We start from the raw sequence: 25,173 nt of genomic DNA, 5'->3' as shown, positions 1-25,173 counted from the left end.
CCGGCGCCAGCAGCGGGCCAAGCGCAATCGACAGCAGCAGGCCCATGAAAGGCACGCCCCACCAGGCCGACAGCTGGACGCCGTCCAGCTCCGCTGCCTGCGCCGCCACGGGCAGCAAAGCGATCAAGATAGCGAGTATTTTTTTGTGCATTGTATTCTCCCCGATGAGGCGATTGACAAAAATGACCGATCAAGCCAGTCTGAAATGGATGACGACCGCATCATCAATTGATGCTTGAAGTGTTCTCCGCTCAGATGTTGTAAATCATTTAAATAAGCGTTTAATATTGGTGACGGATTTCTCGCTCTGTGCGCGGCACTCGGCATCCAGAAGTAGCTATTTTTTTGCACTCATCATTTCAGCGTCAGCGACATAAGCTGTTTGAGTTCTTTTGTTGAAAAGACAGAGTGCGCGGCTCTTTGCTTTTTTCATACTCCCTTTGAGCATATGTCCTTGTAGCATGATAGCTGTGTAACCCGCACTGTCGGGAAACTCAACTGGGGATCCTGCTGGTTTTGCATCGTTGAGTTGACTGATTTTTATACAACTGTCAACGACATTCTCGTGATGTTTTATCCAGGCATTGGCGCTGGAAGCCTGTGCATTGATTGTCCATGACATGCAGTCGCACATTAGAATAATTGATGTTTTCAAGATAACCATTTCGATTAAAAATCGAGTCTCAACGGAGAGTTTTTTGGGATTGCTAAGTATAAAACTCGCCTGGCCAAATACCTGGCCAGACGATTTTTCTACGTTCATGCCATCTGTCGGGTGTTGCCTTATCTGACGCAGACGTATGCAGTACCCGCGCTGGGAATCGTAGCTCCGACGGGTGAGCCCGCAGAATGGAAGTCGCCAGAGAGCGTTCCCCATGTGCCGCCAAGGTTCCACCAGTTATTTGCATACTCACCGGCAACGGTCATGTTGTTAAAGTCCGCACCTGCTGACGTAAATGCCACTAAATCTGCCAACGTCGCAACAGTGCCATCACCATAGATGCTGCAATTTGTATTTGCCGTTGCTTCAACCGTGGTGTTGTGATCGCTCTGCATAGTCCAGTAGTGTCGGCCGCCAGCCAGGATTACCGCACGTACCAGGGTCGGGCTGGTACGGTTGCTGCCGTTGATTTCCGCCGTGACATTGGCGGTTGGATTCGATGCCGCTGTCGAAACAGCAGTGAGTTCGATCGTTGCCATGCCGGTAGGACCGGTAACCGACGTTGCACTACTCAAGTCGCCCAGGCTGGTGGTCCAGTTGACCGTAGCGCCGGCAACCGGATGACCTAAAGCGTCCGTAACAGTCGCCGTCACGGTATTGGTTTCGACGCCGGTTCCGGTGATCTTCGCTTTTGCTGAGGCAATCGCTGTGACCGTCGCCGTCGCGGCGTCAGCGATGAGGTTGACGATCGGCGCATTCACCGCTGTGCCGGCATTGACCTGCGCCGTCACTTGCGCAGCACCTAACGTAGCGCCGATGAGACGGGTAGTGGCGAGGCCGTTGTCATCGGTAGTGCTACTGGCCGCGGACAGGTTGCCGCGATCTGTGGTCCAGCTGACGCTGATGTTTGACACGGGATTGCCATTGGCATCCTTGACGATGGCGCTGTAGGTCGCCGCATCGGTATTGTTGGCGATGATCGTGGTTTTATCGACCGTCAGATCACCGCCGCCGATGGCGCCACTGCTGCCATCCGCAATGAAATTGACCACAGGAGCATTCGCTGCTGCGCCAGTATTGACGGCGGCGCTAACCTGCGCGTCGCCAGCGACAGTACCGGTGAGACGGACGGTGGCGAGGCCGTTGACATCGGTAGTGCTGCTGGCTGCGGACAGATTGCCGCGATCGGTTCCCCAGCCGACGCTGATGTTCGGCACCACGTTGCCGTTGGCATCCTTGACGATCGCACTGTAGATTGCGGCATCGGTGTTGTTGGCAACGACCGTGGTTTTATCCACCGTCAAGTCGCCGCTGCCGATATTGCCGGTGCTGCTGTCCGCGATGAAGTTGACCACCGGCGCGTTCACTGCCGCACCGGTATTGACGGCGGCTGTCACTTGGGCGGCACCGACAATGGTGCCGCTCAGGCGGACGATGGCGCGGCCGTTGACGTCGGTGTTGCTGCTAATTGCAGACAGGCTGCCGTGGTCGGTACCCCAGCTGACGCTGATGTTTGGCACGACGTTGCCGTTGGCATCCTTGACGATCGCACTGTAGATTGCGGCATCGGTGTTGTTGGCAACGACCGTGGTTTTATCCACCGTCAAGTCGCCGCTGCCGATATTGCCGGTGCTGCTGTCCGCGATGAAGTTCACCACCGGCGCGTTCACTGCCGCACCGGTATTGACGGCGGCTGTCACTTGGGCGGCACCGACAATGGTGCCGCTCAGGCGGACGATGGCGCGGCCGTTGACGTCGGTGTTGCTGCTAATTGCAGACAGGCTGCCGTGGTCGGTACCCCAGCTGACGCTGATGTTTGGCACGACGTTGCCGTTGGCATCCTTGACGATCGCACTGTAGATTGCGGCATCGGTGTTGTTGGCAACGACCGTGGTTTTATCCACCGTCAAGTCGCCGGTGCCGATATTGCCGGTGCTGCTGTCCGCTGTGAACGTCACGACTGGCGCATTGGTCGCGGTCGATGTACCAGTCTGGGCCGATACTTGGGCTGCGCCAGCGACGGCGCCGGTGAGGATGATCGTCGCGCGACCGCTGGCGTCGGTGGGGCTGCCGGTGGCAGACAGGTTGCCGAGGTTGGTGCTCCAGTTGACGCTGGCGTTCGGCACCGGATTGCCGTTGGCATCCTTGACGATGGCTGCGAAGGTCGCTGCATCGGTATTGTTGGCAATCACAGAGGTTTTATCGACAGTCAGGTCGCCGCTGCCGATGCCGCCGCTGCTGCTGTCCGCTGTGAACGTCACGGCCGGAGCATTGACGGCAGCCGGCGCGCCTACCTTGGCCGTGACTTGCGCGACGCCGGCGATGGTGCCGGTGAGGCTGATCGTGGCGCGGCCATTGGCGTCAGTGTTGCTGCTGGCGGCAGGTAGGTTGCCGAGGTTGGTGGCCCAACTGACGCTGATGTCAGGTACCAGGTTGCCGTTGCCGTCCTTGACGATGGCGCTATAGGTCGCCGTATCGGTATTGTTGGCGATGATCGTGGTTTTATCTACCGTCAGGTCACCGCTGCCGATCTGGGCGGAACTCGTGTCCGCGATAAATTGCGTCGCAACCTTGGCACTGTTGCCGTTTGATAACGTCGCGGTGACTGTCACGGTTTCCGCCGCGGCGTCGGTAAAGCCGACAGCAACTGCGCCGCTAGCGTCGGTGGTTGGCGTCAATGAAGAACCGGCCGCGAGCTTGGCTGAACCGCTGAAGCTAAAGGTCACCGGCAAGCCCGTCAGGGGATTGCCGCCGGCATCGGTGACGATGGCGCTGACCTGATTGGCGGCGGCCAGGTTGGCAACGCTGTTATCGACGACGACACGCATCGCGCCATCGGCGATATGGGCGGTGGCGGCGTCGGCACCCTCGGCAATAGTCACCGGGGTCAGGGCAACCTCTCTGAATACGGGGGCGACCAGGATGTTGCCGACACGGGTCCCGGCAGTTACGACAGCCTCATAGATGCCAGCAGAAACTTCCTGGATCGCTGAAATGCTTGCAGGCTGGAGCGGCAGGTTTGGGGCAAGTACCTGGTTAGTTTGCAATGTTTCGGTTAACGGTGTGGTCAAATCGGCCACCATGCCGACAATAGGGTTGTTATCTTCATCGCGTAGTTCTATCTTGACTACGGACAGGCTTTTTCCATCGGCCAGGATGGCTGTTGGGCTTGCGGTGACGATGCTGTTACTGGCGCTGACATCAGGTGCATTGACCCGGACAATACTGGAGGCTGTGCCGGAATTTCCCTGAGTATCTGTTGCCACGGCGCTCAAGGGATAAGTGTTGTTGCCGCCAACCTGATAGGCCGGCAGGGTGATCTGAAATTGGTTGTTGCCCATATGGTTGACGGTGCCGCCAGCTGCGCTCAATTCAGTATGCTGCCAGTCCATGCGTTGCATGCCGTACTTGGCTTCCACGGAGTAGGCAAGCGCGATAGTCTTGTTGCTCTTGCCGACGATTTCCTTCGGTAACTCCAATTTCACCATCTGCTGTTTGCGGTATTCCAGGACAATATTATTGTTGCGCTCCACCAGGTCGTAACGGCTGCCGGCGACGCTGCGACGCTGTGCCACTTTGGATGCGTCGGTCTGCGTGGACCAGGATTCGCCCAGCGCGTAATTGAGCTGCAAGCCGATCTTGGTATCACCGGTGCCGCCGCCGCGCTTGTGATCAAGGCCGAGAGTCAGCATCGGGATCGGCGTGTAGTTCAAGCCAAGCGTGACTGCTTTGGGATTGCGCTGACGGTTGGTAATACCGGCTAGGCCGACATCGCTGCCAAAATACTGTTCATACATCAGTTTGCCTCCCAGGCTGGGCATGGCCGGGAGCCAGCCTTCGGCGCGTAGGTCGAAGCCATTGGCCGGGCGCTCGTCGTAGTCGATGACATCGGGCGATGCTTTCCAGTCGGAGATGCGTAGATAGGAATTGGCCGACAATTTGAGGAAGTCGCGCCATGCTTCACCACCGATGCCGACGCGCTGATGTCCACGTGTCAGATTCTGGTCGTAGAAGGCGTTGTAGCCGAACATCGAGTCGTCTGCGAAATGACGCTGGCCGAGGCCAATGTTGCCGGTGATCTGGGCGTCTTTCTTACGTATGCCAATCTGGGTAAACAATAGGCGATTTTCACGGTCTGCCAGTGGTAGCAGCAGGTCGATCGCACCACTGTCGATGTTCAATTTGTCCGTGTAGTTGAGATTGATGCGGGCTGTGCCGAAGCGCTTGAACCAGTCTTCGGTCGTTTTCGTGGCGCTGCCGGTGAGCTCTTGCGTGAGCGCCGTAGCGGCATTGCCGGAAGCAGCACTGTTGGCGAGGTCAGAGAACTTCTGGGCGATGGTTTGTTGGAATTGTTGATGATTGACATCGCTCCCTGTACTTGTTGCATCTACTTCAGCGTCAACCGCATGTGCGTTGCTGCCATAGAACGGCAGCAACGCGACGGCGATTTGCGCGACAATTTGAAGACGAACAACGGGCCTGAGCCAACGAGCTTGTGTGATTTTCACGGGAATATCCTAATGACGAGTTGGGAGCGATGACATTTTTCGATGCTTCTACTTGCACTCGTGGTCTTGGATCGACACGAATAGTCACCAGCTGAAATCTTTATGCGCTAGACAAAACGTCTTTTAGCGCAGGGCCAGATTATGTCCGAGGGCGCCGCATTTGGATGTAGGACTAATCTGAATAATGGTGGGGAAAAGTTACTTTCGTAAGGCATTGGATCTGTTCCCGCATTGAGTGCGGCGCTGCGAATTTCAGCGCGTCAGCGCGACGTGCTAGGTGGGGCGTCGCCGCGCATCTGTTTGCAAAAGACGGTTATCGCGCAGCTCCTGTGCTATGTGTCGTAGGAGCATAACGACACCGAATCCAGGCGTAGGCACTATCGGGAAACAGAAGGAGGTAAGGATGGTGCGTGCGAGACGCGCGGGTAAGAAACATGATGTTAGATGCAGGATTATCTGACGCGGTGCACCTATGCCAATAGCAATGGCTATTGAACTGGAAAGCCGAAGGCAGACGTCTTCATTTCGCATTGAACATGGGAGTGTTTTACTACGGATAAAAAAAAGACCCGCACACCTTGCGGATGCGGGTCAAATCCAATTTATGAATACAATTGGACGGGGGGAGAATTTCATTGCAGCATCATGTTCCTAATTTGCGGCCGTCAGTCCCTCGTTCATTCAACGATGGAGACTACTCTTGGGGGCGCAGATCATTAACATGTTTTGGATGAATGTAGAGATCGCCATTCAAAAATCTGCAGAGGTCATCATTCATGTTACGCAAAAAATCTCCAAAAAAATGTAAGGGTTTTCTCCATATGGCAAAGATTTTTCTGATTCTTTATATCGTCAGCGCAATGCTAATGACCATGTTTGATTTCTTCACTCCTGAAGGATTTGTTTGATGCAGGAGCCTACGTGGGCAATTGCGTCAGTGCTGCTGGGGGAAGGCCAAGACTCTACTCCTCGTGTCTATAGATAATAATTTCACCCCTATGGCAAACCAATCGTCGCTCAATAACAGGTATTGCGCCAATGGCAATAGCACCTTGATTTCTTTAGCACGTCGCTCATGGAGAGTGCAGCAATAGAGCTCAAGCGACGCATACGGTTCTTCCGGCGCAGCCTGTTTTTTCTCCGGAGAAAATCGTAACTACTGCCCCGCTGTATCAAGCAAGCGTCTTCCTACCGCATTCGACAGCGCTAGTTCTGCAACGAATGGGGTCGTTTCTTGCGTTGCTTTCTGAACGGCAGGGAGGACATGTATTTCGATGCTGCGGCTGCGGCAAGTTGTGTTCAGTGCGTCAAACAACGTGATGACGGGTAGCATAGTGACGGCATCCAGATATTGCCGATGTGCGCAACAATGCTGCACCAGTCGCTGAGTTGCGCGCAAGAGAGTGTGTATCCTCTTTTGCTCTGCTAGTAGATTGAGAAAGACGTCAGTGGCGGTGAGCATGTGGTTTTCTTCGTCGCACATTTTCCACCCTTCCCCCTAGAGGACCAGGGTAGTCAGCGGAGCGGCAAAAATCAATATTTCCCCTGCCTATTAGGGGGAGATAGGGCGCTGCAAAAATACCAACAGAAGCGATGCATCTATTTTTGAAATCGAAATACAACTTTCGCTGAAACGGCGGGTATCTCCTCAACTGGCAATGGCGTGGCTTTCACTATAGGTTGAAATGTGTTGAAGGGAACTGCGGGTCTTGACAGGCTGGGATGTCGGACTGTTGAAAGTCCGTCCCTAAATATCGTAGGCAATGTAGTGCTCTTCCAGGCCGGATGATACGTGCTTGTCTCGGATCGCGCGCGGCCTCTAGGGGGACTCATCACATCTGTATCGCCAGAGCTTCCCATGTTGCCAGTGTCGTTAAAATGCAAAAGATTCAAGCGAGCAGATGCGTTGCGACAGGTATTAGTAAGATGCGTTGCAAACAGAATGTGCCGTCACCTCAAAAGACGCGCCACATGCCTCCCTCAGAAAGTTCCCTACCCACACTCTATCAACGCGGTCCTGGCTAGCTGCCTAGGGGGCGGCACGCTTGCCGCAGCGGAGAAGTCCTCACGTTGTCGGTAAATCATCTGAGGGTTTGTCCTATGGCGACGTCGCCGCGGCAGAGCCGGTCCGCTGGCAATGACAATCATCCCCGGTTCGCCTACGCGCCTTGAGCGGGCTGCTCTCGATCACGCACTTCTAGCGGCATTGTTCTCCATGTAGGACTTACCTTACAGATTTCACGGATTTGTTCCCTTGCAAGGTGGGCGCTTACCTACAGACCGTGTGTCATCGGATCTCTACACTTGCATTCAAGTCGACGCACGGAAAAAAACTGAAGGGATGTCCTTCATGACCGGGCTCTACTGCGCATGAGGTGTAGCTGATTTTACTAAGGATATGCCAGCACGCGCTAGACCGCAACTTGACGCGGCATTTTCGTGTAGTGGCGTATTGGCATCGCCGCCGTATGAATCAGGCAACACTCAATTTTTATCAAATTTTAAGGAATGAACATGGCAGGGAACGCAGTCAAATTACTCGTCGTCGATGGCAAAGAGATCACGCAAGCGGTGGATCTGCGCACGACTAAGCAGGGGACAGCATCGAAGGTAAAAGCTATCCGTGGCGGCAAATACATTTTGGCCGACGCCGAGACCGGCACCGCGCCGGAAAACATCACGGTTCGCCGTGTCGGCAGTGATCTGCATGTGTCCCTGGAGGGCACCGGTTACGATCAGCCAGAACTGATCATCGAGAATTTCTATGGCAACGAAGGCCAACTGGTCGGTGTTGCTGAAGACGGCGCTTACTACCAGTACATTGCTTCGGATGCAGAATCGGATCATGCGATGGCGTTCCTGGCCGACGGCGTGGCATCGCCGCAAGTGCTGGGCGGCGAGCAACTGGTCGGTTTCGGCAGCGGCTTGGTGCCTGCTGCCGGGATGAGCTGGCTGGGCCTGGGTCTGTTTGGTTTGGGCGCGTTGGGTTTGATTGGCGCGGCATTCGCGGCTGGTAGTGGTGGCGGTAATGGCGGTGGCGGTGGTCCTGGTGACGGCGGCGGTGGCCGTCCAGGTAAGCCGAGCATTGATCAAGTGTACGACAATGTCGAGCCGAGCGGTCCGATTGCGCCTGGTGGCGTGACCAATGATCAGACCCCGGTGTTTACCGGCAGAGGCGAGACGCCGGGCAACAAAATTGAAATCTGGGATGGTGACAAGAAAATCGGTGAAACCGTGGTCAAGGACGACGGCACCTGGGAATTCAAGCCGACCAATCCGCTGCCGCACGGCCCGCACGAGATTATTGCAGTGGAAATCGATCCGGAAGGTAATCGTAGTGATCCTTCGGACCCTATCGATTTCGACGTGGATATCCAGGCCCCTGGCAAGCCTTTGATTGAATCGGTGGTCGACGATGTCGAGCCGTTCATGGGTGAAGTGCCTGACGGCGGCTTGACCAATGACAATCGTCCTACCCTCAATGGTAAGGGCGAGCCTGGCGCGCGCCTGGATATTTACGACAATGGTGAGCTGATTGGTTCGACCACGGTCCGCGACGACGGTACCTGGACCTTCCGTCCGGACACCCCATTGAACGATGGCGATCATGCATTTACCGTGGTAGCGACCGACAAGGCAGGCAATGTTGGTCTGCCATCGGATTCGCATACGATTATTGTCGATACGGCCGCGCCGGATCGTCCTGTGATTGCCGAAGTATTTGATAGCAACGGCGACCCGATTGCGCCGGGTGATAGCACGAGCGAAGACCGTCCCACCATTAAAGGTACGGCCGAACCATACAGCTTCGTCACGATTTATAACCACGGCGTCAAGATTGGCGAAACGGAGGCTGACGAATATGGTAACTGGAAATTCCGTCCAGATACCCCGTTGACCAATGAGCGTCACGAATTTACCGCGGAAGCGACCGACAAGGCGGGCAATGTCAGCGAGCCATCCAATCAGTGGGATTTGATTGTCGATACCTCGGCGCCGGTGCGCCCGGTGATCACAGAAGTGATCGACAACGAGGGCGCTAACCAAGGTCCGATCAATCCCGGCGATACCACCGACGATGCGCAACCGGTCATTAACGGCACAGCCAAGCCGTTCAGCACGGTGGAGCTTTTTGATAACGGCAACTCAATCGGCTCGACTACAGCCGATTTCTACGGCAACTGGACGTTTCAACCCATCACACCGCTGATCGGTGGCTCGCACGTCCTTACCGCGGTAGCCACCGATCCCCTCGGCAATGTGACTACGAGCGATCAGTTCAACTTCTCTGTGGATATCTTTGGGTTTGGATCGCTATATGGGGCCGAGGACTTTGAGAGTATGCGAGCGGCAGCCCCCCCTTGGCTGGACGATGAAACTCGTAATACAGATCTCTTCGAGATTACCAAAGTGGGTGGCGGTACTCAAGTCTATATCGTGACCGGTGGTGGTACAGGTCCTGGGTCCAGTAATTTGGGTTTGGCCAATCAGAGCGGGAGCAAAGATGAGGCCGTTCGTTTTGATTTGGCAGAAGGGAAAATAGCTGGTGGGTTGACTCTCGACTATCGCGCGGACGGTTTGAGTGGTAACAATGCAGCAACCATCGAATTCTATGATGCTAACGGAAATGTGATTCATACCGTTGACCTCGGTGCAGATAACGCTGGTCTAGTCACGATCCCTATGCCAGATGGTCTCGCCTACGCAAGCTTCTCGATTTTCGTTGAGAACGGGAGGCAACTGCAATTCGGTTCGATGTACGTGTCTGACAGTGTGGCGATACCTTTTGAGGATTTTGAGAGTATGCGAGCGGCAGCCCCCCCTTGGCTGGACGATGAAACTCGTAATACAGATCTCTTCGAGATTACCAAAGTGGGTGGCGGTACTCAAGTCTATATCGTGACCGGTGATGGTACAGGTCCTGGGTCCAGTAATTTGGGTTTGACCAATCAGAGCGGGAGCAAAGATGAGGCCGTTCGTTTTGATTTGGCAGAAGGGAAAATAGCTGGTGGGTTGACTCTCGACTATCGCGCGGACGGTTTGAGTGGTAACAATGCAGCAACCATCGAATTCTATGATGCTAACGGAAATGTGATTCATACCGTTGACCTCGGTGCATATAACGCTGGTATAGTCACGATCCCTATGCCAGATGGTCTCGCCTACGCAAGCTTCTCGATTTTCGTTGAGAACGGGATGCAACTGCAATTCGGTTCGCTAATTATGGGTCAAGTAACTGACTTTCCAACGTCCTCCACCGTTGACAACGAGATTCGTGACCTTGATATCTTGGGCGGCGAGGTGTTCTACGTCGGTGAAGGCGAAGAAGACACGTTTGAAGCCCATGGCGATGATCAGAGCAACACGCTGAAACTGACCGGCGCCGACCAGGTGCTGGACTTCTCCCAACTCGGCGATCGGGTCTCGTCGGTGGAAGTGGTGGATCTGACCGGTACCGGCAACAACACGCTGAAACTGTCGCTGAACGACGTGCTGGAGCAAGGCAGCAAAGGCATGTTCATCAACGACGACAGCACGCAGATGATGGTCAAGGGCGATGCCGGCGACAAGGTGGATCTGGCAGGTCTGCTGGGCGATTGGGCCACGCAAGGCGCGGTCACCATCGGTGGCGTGGTCTACAACGTCTATCAGAACGGCAGCTTGAATATCGATCTGCTGGTACAGCAAGGCGTCGAGACCAGCTTCGCCTAAGCGTTGTACTTCCCAAGCGGCTGCTTCTGCGCCGCTTGGGCACCCGCATCGACCCGCCATCCTGGCTGGCCTTGCAAATTTACTTTTCCTTTTCTATTTATTTGTCCTGCAGCGTTCATAGCGCTGCAGGCTGGAGTGAAATCATGTTGAAATATTCCAAATCTGTTCTCGCTGCCGCGCTGATGGGCGCAGCACTGTTTAGTGCCATCGCCTTGCCGGCTGGCGCGCAAACCATGAAAGCCGGCACCGTTGCCGGCCAGGTCTTCGATGCCCAGTACAATCCCGTGCCATCGGTGGTGTCCGGCCAGGCACAAGTGGTCTACTACCGTGCCAATACCGTCGCAAAAAAAGGGTCCGCCGCACACGTGTATGTGGACGGCGAATTTCATACAGCACTGCTGCCGAATGGCTATTCGGTATTTTGCGTGGCACCGGGCAACCATACGATCGGTGCTTACTTGAACGACGCGCCAACCTACCGCGGCAAAACGGTGGATCGCTTTCAAACTAGTCTGGAGGGCGGCGCGACCTACTTCCTGAAGGTCACTGAAGACGGCAGCAGCGGTGCGCCGGTGCCGGTGTCCCGTGATAATGCAGAACGTGAACTGGCCGGCGCACGCGCCCAAGTACACGCCCTGTCACGCGCTTCGGCGGTGCACGCTTGCCAGGCAGGTCCTGTCATGGCAGCCGTACCGGCGCCAGCACCGCAAGCGCCAACCTATCGTGATTACACCCTGAACGGCGACGTCCTGTTCGCTTTTGGCAAATCGGGCTACCGCGATATCAGTGCAGCAGGCCGTACCGAACTGGCTGAACTGTCACAAACGCTGCTGGCGCAACCGGAAGCGTTGAAGCGGATCACCGTCATTGGTCACGCCGATCTGATCGGCAGCGCCGATGCAGCGCAACGTCTGGGCGCCGCCCGGGCCGCGACGGTCAAGCAAGCACTGTCCGAGAATGGTGTGCCGCGTCAGATCATCCAGACCGAAAGCATGGGCAACCGCGAGCCGGTTGACGATGGCTGTGGTTCGGTGAATACTCAAGCCAATATTGCGTGCAATGCACCGAATCGCCGGGTGGTGGTACGGGTGGATGGCCAGCGTCAAAACTGAGTCTTGACTGATCCTTTTTGATGTAAAACGCGTTAGCATAAAAGAATGTTGTCAAGTGAAAAATGAGGAACTCATGCCGTCGGATAAAGCTGCAGAAGTGTTGCAAGATCCGGCGGCTAGCGCGCCGGTGATGGTGGGCGCGGTGGATACGTTATTGCAATGCACCATGCTCATGTGTGAGCACTACGGCTTCGGCCGTAGCGCCGAAGCGCTGTGTGCGGGTCTCCCGAAAGGGCGCCTGCTGGAGCCTGCGCTGGCGCTGACAGCGCTGGCCAATGCGGGATTGACGGGTGGTCTGGTGCAACGCCGGGTCCAAGAGTTTTCTGCGCACCTGATGCCGTTGATTGTGTTGCGGCAGGATAAGGGGGCGGCCATTTTGACCGGCCGTCGGCGCGATGCCGACGGTAAGCCGGTGTTTCAACTGGTCATGCCAGAAATTAGCAATGAGATTGTCGATATCAGCCTGGAGGAATTCAATGGCTGGTATGCGGGCTATGCGATCTTAGTCAAGCCGCAAGCCAAGGTCGACACGCGTGCCGGTGAAGAAACCGCGCGTCCTGCCGGTCACTGGCTGTTTGTGACGTTGTGGCGCTATCGGCGCTATTATGCCAGCGCAGCGCTGGGAGCGCTGCTGATCAATGTGCTGGGGCTGGCCAGTATCTTTTTTACCATGAATGTGTATGACCGCGTGGTGCCGAACCAGGCCTACGTGAGCCTGTGGTCGCTCGCCATTGGGGTGGCGATCGCGATGATGTTCGAGGCGCTGGCGCGGTATGTGCGGGCGCAACTGCTCGATGTCGCCGGCAAAAAAGCCGACCTGGTGATGGGCACGATGCTGTTTCGCCAAGCGCTGGCGGTCCAAATGGAACACAAACCGGCGTCGTCCGGCTCCTTCGCCAATCAGTTGCGCGAATTTGAGTCAGTGCGCGACTTTTTTACCTCGGCCACGCTGGCGGCGATTTCCGATCTGCCCTTTGTGCTGCTGTTCGTCGGCGTCATCTTTATGATTGGTGGGCCGCTCGGCTGGGTCACGCTGGGCCTGATCCCGATCATCATTGCCATTAGCGTGAGTGTGCAATGGCCGCTGGCGCGCACTATGCGCGAGAACCTGCGCGAATCGTCCTTGAAACAAGGCGTCTTGATCGAATCGATCGAGGGCTTGGAAACACTGAAGTCGGTGGGCGGCGAAGGGTATATGCAGCGCCGTTGGGATGCGTTTAGCGCAGCGACCGCCAGCACCTCCATGAAGTCGCGCCTGCTCTCCAGTTCGGCCCTGAATCTGGTACAGTTTTTTCAGCAACTGCAAACGGTGGTGCTGGTGGTCACGGGCGTCTATCTGATCGGTGACGGCACCTTAACGCAAGGGGCGCTGATCGGGACGGTGATGCTGGCAGGACGGGCCGTGGCGCCTTTGAACCAGGTGGCTGGCTTGGCGGTGCGTTTTCAGCAGGCAAAAGCCGCGTTGACGTCGTTGAACAAATTGATGGCCATGCCGGTGGATCGGGATCCGACCCGGGATTATCTGGCGCAGCCGACCTTGAACGGTCAGCTGACGCTGAAGGACATCCGCTTTGCGTATCCTTCACCGGACCCGAATAAACCGAATCCAGAGGTGCTCAAGAACATCAACCTGTCGATTCAGGCAGGTGAGCGGGTGGCGATCCTGGGGCGCATCGGCAGTGGTAAATCGACGCTGTTGCGGGTGATGGCACGCTTGTATGCGCCGGTCGGTGGCCAAATGCTGACCGACGGTCTCGATGTATCGCAAATCGATCCGGCCGACTGGCGCAAGGCGGTCGGTTATGTGGGGCAGGATGCACGCCTGTTTTATGGTTCTTTGCGCGAAAACATCATGATCGGTCGCCCGGATGCCCCGGCCGACGAATTCCTGCGCGTGCTGCGCCTGACGGGCTTGGATGTGGTGGCAAGTAAGCACCCGCTGGGGATTAACCTGCCGATCGGCGAAATGGGTGAAGGGCTGTCGGGCGGTCAGCGCCAATTGGTGTCGCTGGCACGTTGCTTGCTGGTCAATCCGCAATTGATCTTGCTGGACGAGCCGACCAGCGCGATGGATACCCAAACCGAGGCCCAGTTCATGGGGCATCTGGTGCGCGCGACGCAAGGCCATACCCTGATTATTGTGACCCATCGGCCGTCCTTGCTGTCGTTGATCAATCGTATCTTGGTGGTCGACGATGGTGCCTTGGTGGCCGATGGGCCGAAGGAAGAGATCATGGCGACGCTGACCTCGAATACCGTCAAAGTAGCGCCCAAGCCTGCGGAGAGCAAGCCGCCGGTGGCCAACAGGCAGCCAGTTGCGGCGACGAGCGCGAACCTGGGAGCGGACAATGTATAAAACAAAGGAGCAGCCATGACCTGGTTCTCTCGTCTGCCTTGGCGGAAATCCGATGAGGCGCCGTTGCAAGCGGGCGACGCGGCATTTATGAGCGATTTGCGGGAGTCATTGCTCACGCAACGCACGCCTGGCTCGAAAGCGGTGTTGTATCTGATCCTGGCGGTGCTGGCAGCGGGGCTGACATGGGCCAAATTTGCGCGGGTCGAAGAGATTACGCAGGGCGAGGGCAAGATCATCTCAAAAAGTCGCGAGCAAGTCATCCAAAGCCTGGAAGGCGGTATTCTGGCCGAATTGGATGTGCGCGAGGGCATTGTGGTGGAAAAAGGGCAAGTCCTGCTGAAGATCGATCCTACCCGGGCCAAGGCGAGCTATCGGGAGGCTCTCTCCAAATTGGTGGGACTGGAAGGCGCGATTGCGCGCTTGCGGGCGGAGGCTTATCAGCAAGCGCTGGTGTTTCCGGATGTCGTCAAGGAGGATCCGGCGGTGGTGCAGCAGGAGACACTCGCCTACAACGCCCGGCGCCGGGCGCTGGACGCCAGTATCCAGGCGTTGCAGGGCAGTTATGGATTGATTGTCAAGGAAATCGGCCTGGCCGAACCCTTGGCAGCGAAGGGCCTGGTCTCGGAAGTGGAGATTTTGCGTATGCGTCGTCAGGCCAACGATCTGCAGTCGCAGATGGTGGAGCGGCGCAACAAGTATCAGGCCGACGCCAATTCGGAGTTGTCGCGCTTGGAGATGGAGTTGTCGCAGACCACCGAGAATCTGGTGGGACGGGCCGATGTCGTGGAGCGCACGACGGTGCTAGCGCCCGTGCGGGGTACGGTCAAGGATGTGCGGGTCAACACCATCGGCGGGGTGATTCAGCCGGGCGAGAAGATATTGGAAATCGTGCCGCTGGAAGATCAACTGCTGGTCGAAGGCAAAATCAAGCCGGCCGATGTGGCGTTTCTGCGGCCGGGGCTGCCGGCGACAGTTAAAGTATCGGCCTACGATTACGGCGTGTACGGGGGACTGAAGGGTACCGTGGAGCATATTAGTCCGGATACCTTGACCGATGATCAGAAGGCGGCAGCCGGCCGGCCCGATGCCACGTACTACCGGGTGCAGGTATTGACTGAAACCAGTGCGCTGCATGCGGGAGGCAAGACGCTACCGATCATCCCGGGGATGACGGCGACAGTGGAGATCCGTACCGGCGAAAAGACCATTTTGGAGTATTTGCTCAAACCTGTGCTGAAGGCACGGGAAGCCTTCCGAGAAAGATAATCATCATGCCGAATAAGAGCAATTATTTGCCAGGCGCCACGGGGAGAGAACAATGAGGCGGCGGCCGATATGCGTGGCGATGGGATCGCTGTGCTGCTTGAGCGCCGTGATTGGCCTCCAGCCTTTGCATGCACAGGAACTGACGATACAGCGCCCTGTGCTGGAATGGGCCAGTGAGATCCAGGTCGCAACGCCTGCGTCGATTGCGCCCCCAGCCGTTGCCCCCGCACGAGCGACACCTCCTGCGGTAGTGCGTGGAGCGGCGCAGCAAGCGGCAGCGTCGGCACCGGCTGCGCCACCAGTGGTCCCGGCTGCACCAACAATGGCTCCGGCTGTACCAACACCGCCGACGCGGGTCACCCTGATCCCTGCCGCTGCGGCGCCCACGCCAGCTCCCGTGCCTGCCGCCCGCACCGTGGTGACGTCGGCACCGGTCAGACCGACACCGTCGGAGAATCTAACGCCGCGGCCCATCGTACCGGCAGCGGTGCGTACGGGCGATACCGATGGTCAATTGGTGTTCAAGCCAGTGCCCTCTGTCGCCTCCAGCCCGGCGGTGACGCCGGTGGCGTCCCGCGAGGTCCTGCCGCAGGCGGTGCCGGCGGTGACAGCAACGCCCAGCTTGGCTGCGCCACCACGCGTAGCGGTGGATAAGAAGCTTGACTTCTCGATGCAAGCGGCGGCCACGCCGGCGCCGAGCCAAGCACCACTGTCGGGTACGCAGGGGCGCGACAGTATCATTGTCGCGCCCGCAGCAAGGTCGCAGTCCAAGCAGCCTTTCAGTGCCGCGCAGACCAAGGCGGTCGATGCCGCCAGCGCGCGCTTCTCGGAATGGTTAGCCAGTTCTGCGGACACCGATATCGACAAGTCCGGCCCATTGATGAATGAAGCCGGGCTGCGACAAGTGTTGTATCGGGCGGTCGAACAAGCCGCGCAGCGCAGTCCGCAAGTGCGTCAAGCCTATGCTGAATTAGAGGCCGCGCAAGCTGATGTGGGCGAAGCGAAAGGGCAGCGCTGGCCGCAGCTTGATATCGGGTCGCATTCCAAGGCCGCGTCGCTGGGCGGCGGCAGCGCCAACAACGATACCGGTGCGGGGGTGACCTTGAATATGACGACGACCGTCTACGACTGGGGACGCACCGGTAAAACCATAGACAGCCGGGAGCGGCTGGTGTTGGCTGCGCGCCAGCGCTACGAGGCGGAATTGGCATCATCGGCGTTTCAGGTGTGCAGCAACGTGATTGAATTGGCAAAAAATCGTCTGATTGCCGATATTAGCCAGCAATACGTCGATCGCATGGGAACGCTAGTGAGTATGCTGCAGGAGATCGTGAGTGTGGATCGCGGGCGTGGCAGCGAGCTGACGCAATCGAAGGCGCGCCTATTACAGGCCGAATCGAATCGCGATACGGTCGTCGCGCGGGTGCAGGATATCGAATTGAACCTGCGTAAGTTGATTGGTGATGGTCCCATCCCGGCGTTGCCGGGGCGCGTGTTGCCGCTGCAAACCGCCAATCTGAGTGCGATGCTGTCCACGGTCAATGAGCATCCATCGATCAAGCAAGCGGAAGCGGAGGCCGAAGCCGCCGAACTGAACGTGGACGCCCTCAAAGCGTCATCGCGGCCGCAGTTGAACTGGGTGGTCAGCAAGAGCACGAGCCGCGATACGCTGGGGCGTGAACAGCCGTTTCAAACCATGTTGTCGATCAACTGGGCTGCTTTTCGGGGGGGCTCGGCAAAGGCTGCCCAGACGGCGGCTTACCAGCGCGCCGCCGCCAGTCGCGAGAAGAAGGCGCAGCAGCAGCTGGACCTGGAGTACCGTGTCCGCACCGCTGACCAGAATGCCAAAACGGCTTTGGCGCGCGCCGACTTATATCACGACCTGACGGCAGAAACCGACGGTGTTCGCAAGGCTTTCTTTGAGCAATGGTATCACCTGGCGCGGCGCACATTGCTGGACGTGCTATCGGCTGAAAGTGATCACTATAACAATAGGGTGAGCGAGATTACGAGTCGTTTCGACGGCTACCAAGCGATTTTCCAGGAATACAACGGCGCAGGCCAGCTTGTCAGCTGGCTGCGCGGCGCGCAGCAGCCTTAATAGCGTCAAGTCGATGGGTTACTGGGCGATGTGCGCAACGCGTTGGCAGCGCGCGGATGAACGCCGTATGCCAACGCACTGTTTTTAGAGGCAAGCATGAACTTTAAGCAATCGATGCAGTGTCGATTTAATCAATCGGTCTATGTATGCCTACTTGGCTTGGCGTCGGTGACCGCGACGGCTGTAGCGCAAACGACGGTCGCGCCAACATTTTACGGCAATGCGGCGGGTACGCGCCCAGTTCTCACCAGTCCGTTGGCTGAACTGAAGCAGAGACTGACCGAGAAGACGGTGCGGGAGCTGCGGACGAGCTATAGCGGCGAATACGGTACGACGCTCTTGCTGGCAGACGACGCGCCTATTTTTTATGTTGCGCTGCTCCACAAAAAGAACTTGTGGCGGGTATTGCGATTTGACGCCCTCGCCCCTGCGGAGCAAGCGTACACACGACTGGCACAGCGTAGCGCCGACTGGGCGAGCGACGCTATGCGGCTACAAGTGTTAACGTCGCAAGAGCGCGCATTGGCGCGTGCGACGCAGGAGAGCGAGGCGCGCTTGGCGACGTTGAACGCAGATATGCAAATTATGCAAGGTGAGCAAGCGCGCATTCTGCAAGCGCGCGAAGCCGCACAAAGCCAGGCGCAGGCGTCTGACATCGAGCGTAAAGCACGTGCGATCCAGCTGCAACAACTACAGCGCGATATTCAACAATTAGAGCAAGCACTGTCTGGCGTCAATGCACAAGAGCGCGTCTCGCCAGGGCATGAGAGGTGAGGCTTTTTGAAGGCCACTGTGCTCAAGCGATACTTGCGATTGATTAATTGAAGCGCGGTGCTTGGCGATCAACAGTGTTGGGACACGAAAATGATGGTCGCTGGCGCAGCGTAGGGGACTGACGGTTGGTACCGAAGCGCTGGAGGTCGGCACCATGGAGCCATTGCGAGAAAGTGTGTTCCTCCATGGGGGAGGCATACCATTGGCCGACCCCGAATGGGCACCCCATGTGTAATAGCAGCTGATTTTGTTGCCAACTGTCGATGTTGTTGGTGATGACGCGTATCCCCAGCGCTGCCGCCGCGGTAATGACCCCAGCCATGTCGGCACGGTATGCCGATGGATTTTCGGCAGGCCAGAGATGGTGTGCATCGAGCATGAGGTGATTAAAGGGGAGCTCGTAGAGCTGACGCGGAGACGGTACATTGAGGGCATCTATGCGCATGGTGAGATGACAACCCTTGAGGCGTAGACGGATCAGATTTTCTATCGCCGCAGGGGAGAGTTGTGAGAAATGGGTGGCATCGAGTTCGAGCGACAAGGCTGTCGGAGATAGACGGTGGCGCTCCACATAATCTTGGATCGCTTCAAGCTGCCAAGCGGACTGGAGATGGATGTCATGCAAGGGGATGGAGACGTTCAGGGGCCGCGGGCGTTGCACGAGCGCGCACGCCAGTTGCAGACCCTGCTCGGCAATATGCCAGCTCACTGCATAACGCTGCTGTGCCGTCATCTGCGGCATCCATGCTGCAGAGGGTAGCAAACCATGTGTCGGATGTTGCCAGAAGCATTGGAGTTGGACACCGGTGGCATGCAAGGTCTGCAGAGCATATTGCGGTTGATAATAGGTAATGCAGTCTCCTAACGAAAACGCGTCGCGCAGGTGGAGGTCGAGCTCCGCCGGCGGCATTGAGGGCATCGGGTCGTTGGGCGCCGACTTGGATACATGTCGTTGTAGCAATTGATGCAGAAAATTCGCCGGTATCGGTTTTTGCACGTCGCCAAGAACATGTAAGCCTAGCTGGGATGCCAGGAAGATCAAGGATCTGCGCAGACTCTCGTCGGCTGCGCTACAAATCAGAATGGACGGGGGGAGTTGTCGGTGGGCGAGCTGACGCAAAAATGCGATGCCGTCCATCTGGGACATGCGAATGTCGCACAGGACGATATCGATCGTGCCTAATTGATCGAGTTGGTCGAGCGCGGCTGCGCCGTTGGCGGCAACGTAGGTGTTGTGGTAACCCAATGTGCCCAACAGGAGTACGGTTGCCAGTCGTTGCGCCGGGTGGTCATCCAGGATAAGTATCGATCGTTGTAGATGAATCACAATAGTAGCGTGAGCGAAGTGTTTTAAGAAGGTCGATTGTCCGGCTCTTGCGGCAGCAACGATGTAGGGGACGGCGATTTGTCCTGTAAGGGTTTTCTTGAAACGGCAAATTGCCGTGATGTCGCGCCAAATGATGGGGTTCGCGTGTAGGATTTGTCTTGACTGGGCGGTCTATTGGCGAGTCTGGTGATCATTTTTTTGTTTGATGGAGTACACAGTGAGTAGAATTCTTATCGTTGACGATCATCCCGTCGTGTGCATGGCTGTACGCTCACTGCTGGAGCAGTTAGGTCATGAGATTGTGGCGGAAACCGATAATGGCGTGGATGCAGTGCAGCTTGTCCGGGATCTTAACCCGGACATGATTGTGCTCGACATCGGCATACCGCGCCTCAATGGGATGGAAGTCATTGCACGGCTGGAGGCGTTGGATCCCCCTAGCCGCATTTTGGTGTTGACGTCACAAAGTGCGCAGCATTTCGCTAATCGTTGCATGGAAGCCGGCGCTGCCGGATTCATCAGTAAGCAAAAGGATTTGGCAGAACTGCAGAATGCGACCATTGCCATTCTGGGAGGGTACCGTTATTTCCCCGATTTGGCGTTCCAAGGTAAGCGCAAACGGGGATTGCAAATGAGCGAAGATGATTTGATTGGGAAATTGTCTGATCGGGAACTGGATGTACTGCAGCAATTGGTCAGTGGTATCCCGAGCAAGGAAATCGCTGTCAGCATGCTGATTAGTCCCAAGACAGTCAGTACCTACAAGGCGCGCTTGCAAGAAAAGCTAAATGCCCAATCGCTGGTCGAATTGATAGACATTGCGCGACGCAATGGCCTCGTCTAAAGAAACGTGTCGACACCTGATGGTGTTGATGGTGCTCGTGCTTTGTTGCGGCACCGGTGCTGCTGTGGAAACGGCGGGAGAGGCGTCGATAGAGCGTCTGCAATTGTTAGATCGACCGGTTGAACAAAGCCTGAATTTCCATCTATCCGGCGCCGACTGGCGATGGCTAGGAAAGAAACGTACGCTGGTGTTGGGTACGGTGGGACCACCGAATCGTCCGCCATTCGATTTGACGAATAATGACCAAGATTTCGATGGATTGACGGCAGATTATGCCGCCCTCTTGGCAAAACACCTGGGCGTGTCGGTTGAGGTGCGGCGTTATCCCACGCGTGGCGCCGCAAATGTGGCGCTCGCCAAGGGCGATATCGATTTATTGGGACTGAGCAGGCAACGTGATTTGCCAAGCGAGGATTTCGCGCTATCTCGCCCTTACGTCAAGGATCGCACGGCCAGTGTGGTACGCATTGGAGAACATCGCCTCGCCGGTAAGGCCGGCGCTGCTCCGCGTGTGGCGATCGTGACGGGGTATTTGCCTGACGACGAGGTGAGACGTCTTTATCCTAGCGCAATATTGACGCCGTTTTCTTCGGCACAGAAGGCCATAGCGGCGGTGGCCTACGGACAGGTCGATCTCTTCTTGGGCGATGCCGTCAGTGCCAGCTACCTGATCAACAAAAGCTATTTCAATGACGTGCAACTGGACGGATATGCCACCGGTCGTCAGGATGGCGTTGGCTTTGCGGTACAGCGTAAAGAGAGCGTTTTGTTGCGCGTGCTTGATACCGTACTTCAGGCGATTCCGGAACAGGTGCACGAGTCTATGCTGAGACGTTGGGGAGTGGGCTTGGATTTCCGTCTGAGCTCCACGATGCCAGCCTTGACTGCCGTCGAACAGCGATGGATCGCACAGCATCCGAAAATCAAAGTGTTGGTCAGCGGCGTTCTCGCCCCCGTGACTTTCTTTGACGAAGGCGGCCAGTTCAATGGCGTTGTGTCCGACTATCTACGTCTCGTCCGGTTGCAGACGGGCCTTGAGTTTGAGGTGATACGTGTTGATTCGATTCAGGAGATGGTCAAGGAAGTGCGTGACGGCCGAGCTGACCTGATCGGTTCGGTGGCCATCAGTGCTGATCGTCTAGCCGACATTGCATTTACGCGGCCGTACTTGATTAACAGTTTCGTGCTGGTCACGCGAGATGATGGAAAGCCTGTGGCGGATGTATCGCGTCTCAGAGGTAAAAAGCTGGCAATACAAGCCGGCAATCCATTGGTCCCGTTGCTGCGTAAGCAGTACCCTGATGTCGAACTTGTGCTGACCGACTACGCGATGACGGCATTCGAGCAGTTGGACAGAGGGCAGGTGGATGGCGCCGTTCAGACCCAAATCGTCGCCAGCTATTTCATCAGTAGATTTTTTCACGGAAAACTTCATATCGCAGCCAGTATTGACGACGAGGCGGCACGGCTGGCAATGGGCGTGCGTCGCGGCGAGCCGGAGTTGCGTGACATTCTAAATAAGGTACTTCTCAGCGTGTCGCCCGCTGAAGCCATCATGCTGACCAATCGCTGGCGGGAGAAGAGCGATACCGGACCGAGTTCGTGGAATACCTATCGCTCATTGATTTTTCAGATCGCCGGCGGCGCAATGCTATTGATTTTGGCGACCTTGTTTTGGATTGTGTATCTACGCAGGCAGATACGCAAGCGGCATTTGGCTGAGAGGGCGCTGGACGATCAACTTGAATTTATGCGCGCCCTCATTGACGGCACGCCGCATCCGATCTATGTACGTGACCTGCAGGCCCGTTTGATCGAATGTAATCGTAGCTATCTTGAGGCCATGGGAGGCGAGCGTGAAGACGTCATGGGCAAGACATTGCCGGAGGCGACCATACTCTCTGACGAATCGGCACAAATCCTGCACGCGACCTATTTGCAAACGATGAAAGATGGCAAGGCTGAGTTTGCTGATCGGGATATAGCGTTTGGCCAACGCTCTCTCAAAATTTATCATTGGACATTGCCGTTTAATGATACGCGGGGCCATCCTGCCGGCATGATAGGCGGCTGGATTGACATTTCCGAGCGCGAGGAACTGGTCAATGCATTACAAATGGCCAAAGACACAGCAGATGAGGCCAACCGCGCTAAATCCACGTTCCTGGCGACGATGAGTCACGAAATACGCACGCCGATGAACGCCATCATCGGCATGCTGGAGTTAGTACTTAAGCGTGGCGACGAGGGACGGTGGGACCGGCAGTCAATTACAGTGGCGTACGATTCGGCTAAAACCTTGCTAGGGCTCATTGGCGATATTTTGGATATCGCAAAAATTGAATCCGGTAAGCTGGAATTGGTGCCCGAGCGTGCCAATCTGCGTGAGTTGGTCGAAGCGGTGTCCAGGGTATTTGATGGCCTCGCTCGCCAAAAAGGACTGACCTTGCGGACCTTCATTGACGCCGAGGCGGGTGTCGATGTGTTGATCGATCCGATGCGCTTCAAGCAAATACTGTCTAACCTGGTGAGCAATGCCATCAAGTTTACGGACGAGGGGCAGGTGACAATTCGCGTTGATACGCGCGACGACGGTGATGCGCGCTTAGCGGTGCAGCTGATGGTGACAGATACTGGGCAGGGCATTGCGCAGGACGAACAAGCCAAACTATTTTCTTCGTTTGTGCAGGTCAGTCCGCGAAACGCCAAGGAAGCGGGCAATGGCACCGGTCTCGGACTTGCCATTAGCCGCAAGCTTGCGCAGATGATGGGGGGAGGGATTGAACTCCAGAGTGAGCCTGGTGTAGGGACGCAAGTCATGGTCACGTTCACTGTGGCAGCGATGGAAGCGTTTGACATTTCCACCGCGCCGATAGCAATGACTGCTCGCAAGTCAAATCGGCTGCGGGTGCTGGTCGTGGACGACAATGTGGCCAATCGTCTTGTGCTTTGTCAGCAGCTGGAGTATCTCGGACACGAAGTGCAGTATGCGGAAGATGGGGCGCGCGCGTTGCAAATCTGGCGCGTCAATGATGTCGATCTGGTGATGACGGATTGCAATATGCCGGTGATGAACGGCTATCAACTTGCACGGGAAATTCGTCATGCGGAAAGCCAATGTGATGAAGAAAATCATTGCGTCATTTGGGGATATACGGCGAATGCGCAGCCGCAGGAAGTACAGCGTTGCAAAGCGTCCGGTATGAATGATTGCCTGTTTAAACCGATCGGCTTGGACGATTTGCAGCGACGCCTAACTGCGGGGCTGTCGCATGGCGTCATCGACGAGATGTCAATGACAACGGCGCCACTGTTCGAGGTGCGTTCCCTGGAGGCGATGACCAAGGGTAATTTTATGTTGATGTCAAAGCTGGCGAATGAACTGATTAAATCCAATCGCAGTGACGCGCTGTTGCTTTCTCAACGTGCCGCAACGGCGGACTGGTTGGCGGTGAGCGATGTCGCGCATTCCATTAAAGGCGCCTCGACGATAGTGGGGGGACGAATATTGTCAGATGCGGCGGCGGAGCTGGAAAGTCTTTGTCGCGATGGGGCTGCCGAAGCGGATTTACGCCGGGGTATGTCAGTGGTGTTAAGGGAAATAGCGCGTCTTGAAGAATCTCTAGAAAAATGGTTGTCGGCTGCGCTGCCCGAAGTCTGAACTGGCTTGCATGCAATATGCGTCGTGGAATATGTACGATTCCGGTCACCTCTACTATTGCAAATCATCCCAGACCCCGTAAACATTAGGGTTGATAAAATCTAGTTGGCCTGTTGAGAACTGGAAGGTCTCCATTTTTGCCTATCTTTTAAGCTCAGTCAACAATAGGTGGATACCATCCTCCTCACTGACCAGGCTTCTCTCAAGATGCTTTCACCGAGTGCTTACCTCTATACGGCGCAAAAGTACGCAATATCATGTTATGCCTTGATGCTGAGACGGGCGTTGATAGCTCGCACGCTGGATAGTATGACCTAACGCCACGATCGACTTTCATATCAGAGTGTCCATCTAGGTAGATGGTGATGTCATTGCCGTCGATGAATCGCCACCGGCTCACTAGATGGCTTTGGTAGGGGCTCGGTATGATCCTTGTGACTTAATGATGTTTTTTGAATAATTGTTTTACTGCGATTTTTGTTATGAGCTATCATGTTTATTTACTACGTATTCTGCGAGCACTAGTAGTTATTGCTGCTGTGATGATTGGCTCCACACAGAATGCGTAACGTATGGTGAGTCCCCGAATGTTGCATAAAGAAGAATGTGGCTTTCATAGCATGGCGGCCTCTTTTTTCGTCTCATATAACTACGGTGACTAGAGCCTTTCGCAAAAATTATTTGATCTTAATATTCCTCATGATTAATTTTGGATCGTAAATGACAAATACCTTTCCCGTACCAGTCACACTCGCAGACTGGCTTGAAGATCTTGAGTCGCGCCATTTCAAAACCATAGACATGGGCCTGGACCGGGTAGTGCAGGTGAAAGACCGGTTGCAGCTGCAATT

At 56.1% G+C, this 25,173-nt stretch carries 11 protein-coding genes and 1 pseudogene; 8 read left to right on the top strand and 4 right to left on the bottom strand.

Annotated elements, in window-relative coordinates:
• From V8G57_RS25500 to V8G57_RS25490, 3 genes and pseudogenes are all read right to left on the bottom strand, one after another.
• A pseudogene (locus V8G57_RS25500) lies at nt 1-151 on the bottom strand (sodium:proton antiporter); the annotation flags it as partial.
• A gap of 186 nt (nt 152-337) precedes the next feature.
• On the bottom strand, nt 338-763 hold the full coding sequence (locus tag V8G57_RS25495) for a hypothetical protein (protein ID WP_342831798.1): 426 nt from the start codon (nt 761-763) through the stop codon (nt 338-340).
• Between the two features lie 20 nt (nt 764-783).
• The gene (locus V8G57_RS25490; protein ID WP_342831797.1) at nt 784-5,169 is read right to left on the bottom strand and encodes an Ig-like domain-containing protein; all 4,386 of its coding nucleotides are present in this window, start codon (nt 5,167-5,169) and stop codon (nt 784-786) included.
• 2,514 nt (nt 5,170-7,683) lie between these two features.
• On the opposite strand from V8G57_RS25490, the gene V8G57_RS25485 reads away from it, so the two are divergent.
• The 6 genes from V8G57_RS25485 to V8G57_RS25460 all read left to right on the top strand — a co-directional run bounded on the left by V8G57_RS25485 (nt 7,684) and on the right by V8G57_RS25460 (nt 18,490).
• Nucleotides 7,684-10,881: an Ig-like domain-containing protein gene (locus tag V8G57_RS25485; protein ID WP_342831796.1), complete on the top strand. Its 3,198-nt coding sequence runs from the start codon at nt 7,684-7,686 to the stop codon at nt 10,879-10,881.
• 35 nt (nt 10,882-10,916) lie between these two features.
• Nucleotides 10,917-11,993 (top strand): OmpA family protein, encoded by a 1,077-nt coding sequence (locus tag V8G57_RS25480; RefSeq protein ID WP_342831795.1) that lies wholly within the window; start codon nt 10,917-10,919, stop codon nt 11,991-11,993.
• A gap of 73 nt (nt 11,994-12,066) precedes the next feature.
• Nucleotides 12,067-14,349 (top strand): type I secretion system permease/ATPase, encoded by a 2,283-nt coding sequence (locus V8G57_RS25475; RefSeq protein ID WP_425458331.1) that lies wholly within the window; start codon nt 12,067-12,069, stop codon nt 14,347-14,349.
• 15 nt (nt 14,350-14,364) lie between these two features.
• Nucleotides 14,365-15,615 carry an HlyD family type I secretion periplasmic adaptor subunit gene (locus V8G57_RS25470; protein WP_342831794.1) on the top strand — a complete coding sequence of 417 codons (1,251 nt, stop codon included), beginning with the start codon at nt 14,365-14,367 and terminating at the stop codon, nt 15,613-15,615.
• A 517-nt stretch (nt 15,616-16,132) separates the two neighbouring features.
• Entirely contained in the window at nt 16,133-17,716 is a 1,584-nt protein-coding gene (locus V8G57_RS25465) for a TolC family protein (protein ID WP_342831799.1), read from the top strand.
• A gap of 96 nt (nt 17,717-17,812) precedes the next feature.
• The gene (locus V8G57_RS25460; RefSeq protein ID WP_342831793.1) at nt 17,813-18,490 is read left to right on the top strand and encodes a DUF2968 domain-containing protein; all 678 of its coding nucleotides are present in this window, start codon (nt 17,813-17,815) and stop codon (nt 18,488-18,490) included.
• A 43-nt stretch (nt 18,491-18,533) separates the two neighbouring features.
• Here V8G57_RS25460 and V8G57_RS25455 read toward each other — a convergent pair whose 3' ends face one another.
• On the bottom strand, nt 18,534-19,817 hold the full coding sequence (locus V8G57_RS25455) for an EAL domain-containing protein (protein WP_342831792.1): 1,284 nt from the start codon (nt 19,815-19,817) through the stop codon (nt 18,534-18,536).
• Between the two features lie 217 nt (nt 19,818-20,034).
• Here V8G57_RS25455 and V8G57_RS25450 point away from each other — a divergent pair, with 217 nt between their 5' ends.
• On the top strand, nt 20,035-20,661 hold the full coding sequence (locus V8G57_RS25450; protein WP_342831791.1) for a response regulator: 627 nt from the start codon (nt 20,035-20,037) through the stop codon (nt 20,659-20,661).
• A complete protein-coding gene (locus V8G57_RS25445; RefSeq protein ID WP_342831790.1) occupies nt 20,648-24,322 on the top strand; it encodes a transporter substrate-binding domain-containing protein in 3,675 nt (1,224 codons plus the stop codon). Before V8G57_RS25450 ends, V8G57_RS25445 begins: the two co-directional genes overlap by 14 nt.
• Nucleotides 24,323-25,173 lie beyond the last annotated feature (851 nt).

The organism is Collimonas rhizosphaerae (genome assembly GCF_038896935.1).
Classification (GTDB): Bacteria; Pseudomonadota; Gammaproteobacteria; order Burkholderiales; family Burkholderiaceae_D; genus Collimonas; species Collimonas rhizosphaerae.
This window is presented reverse-complemented; position numbering and strand designations above follow the sequence as displayed.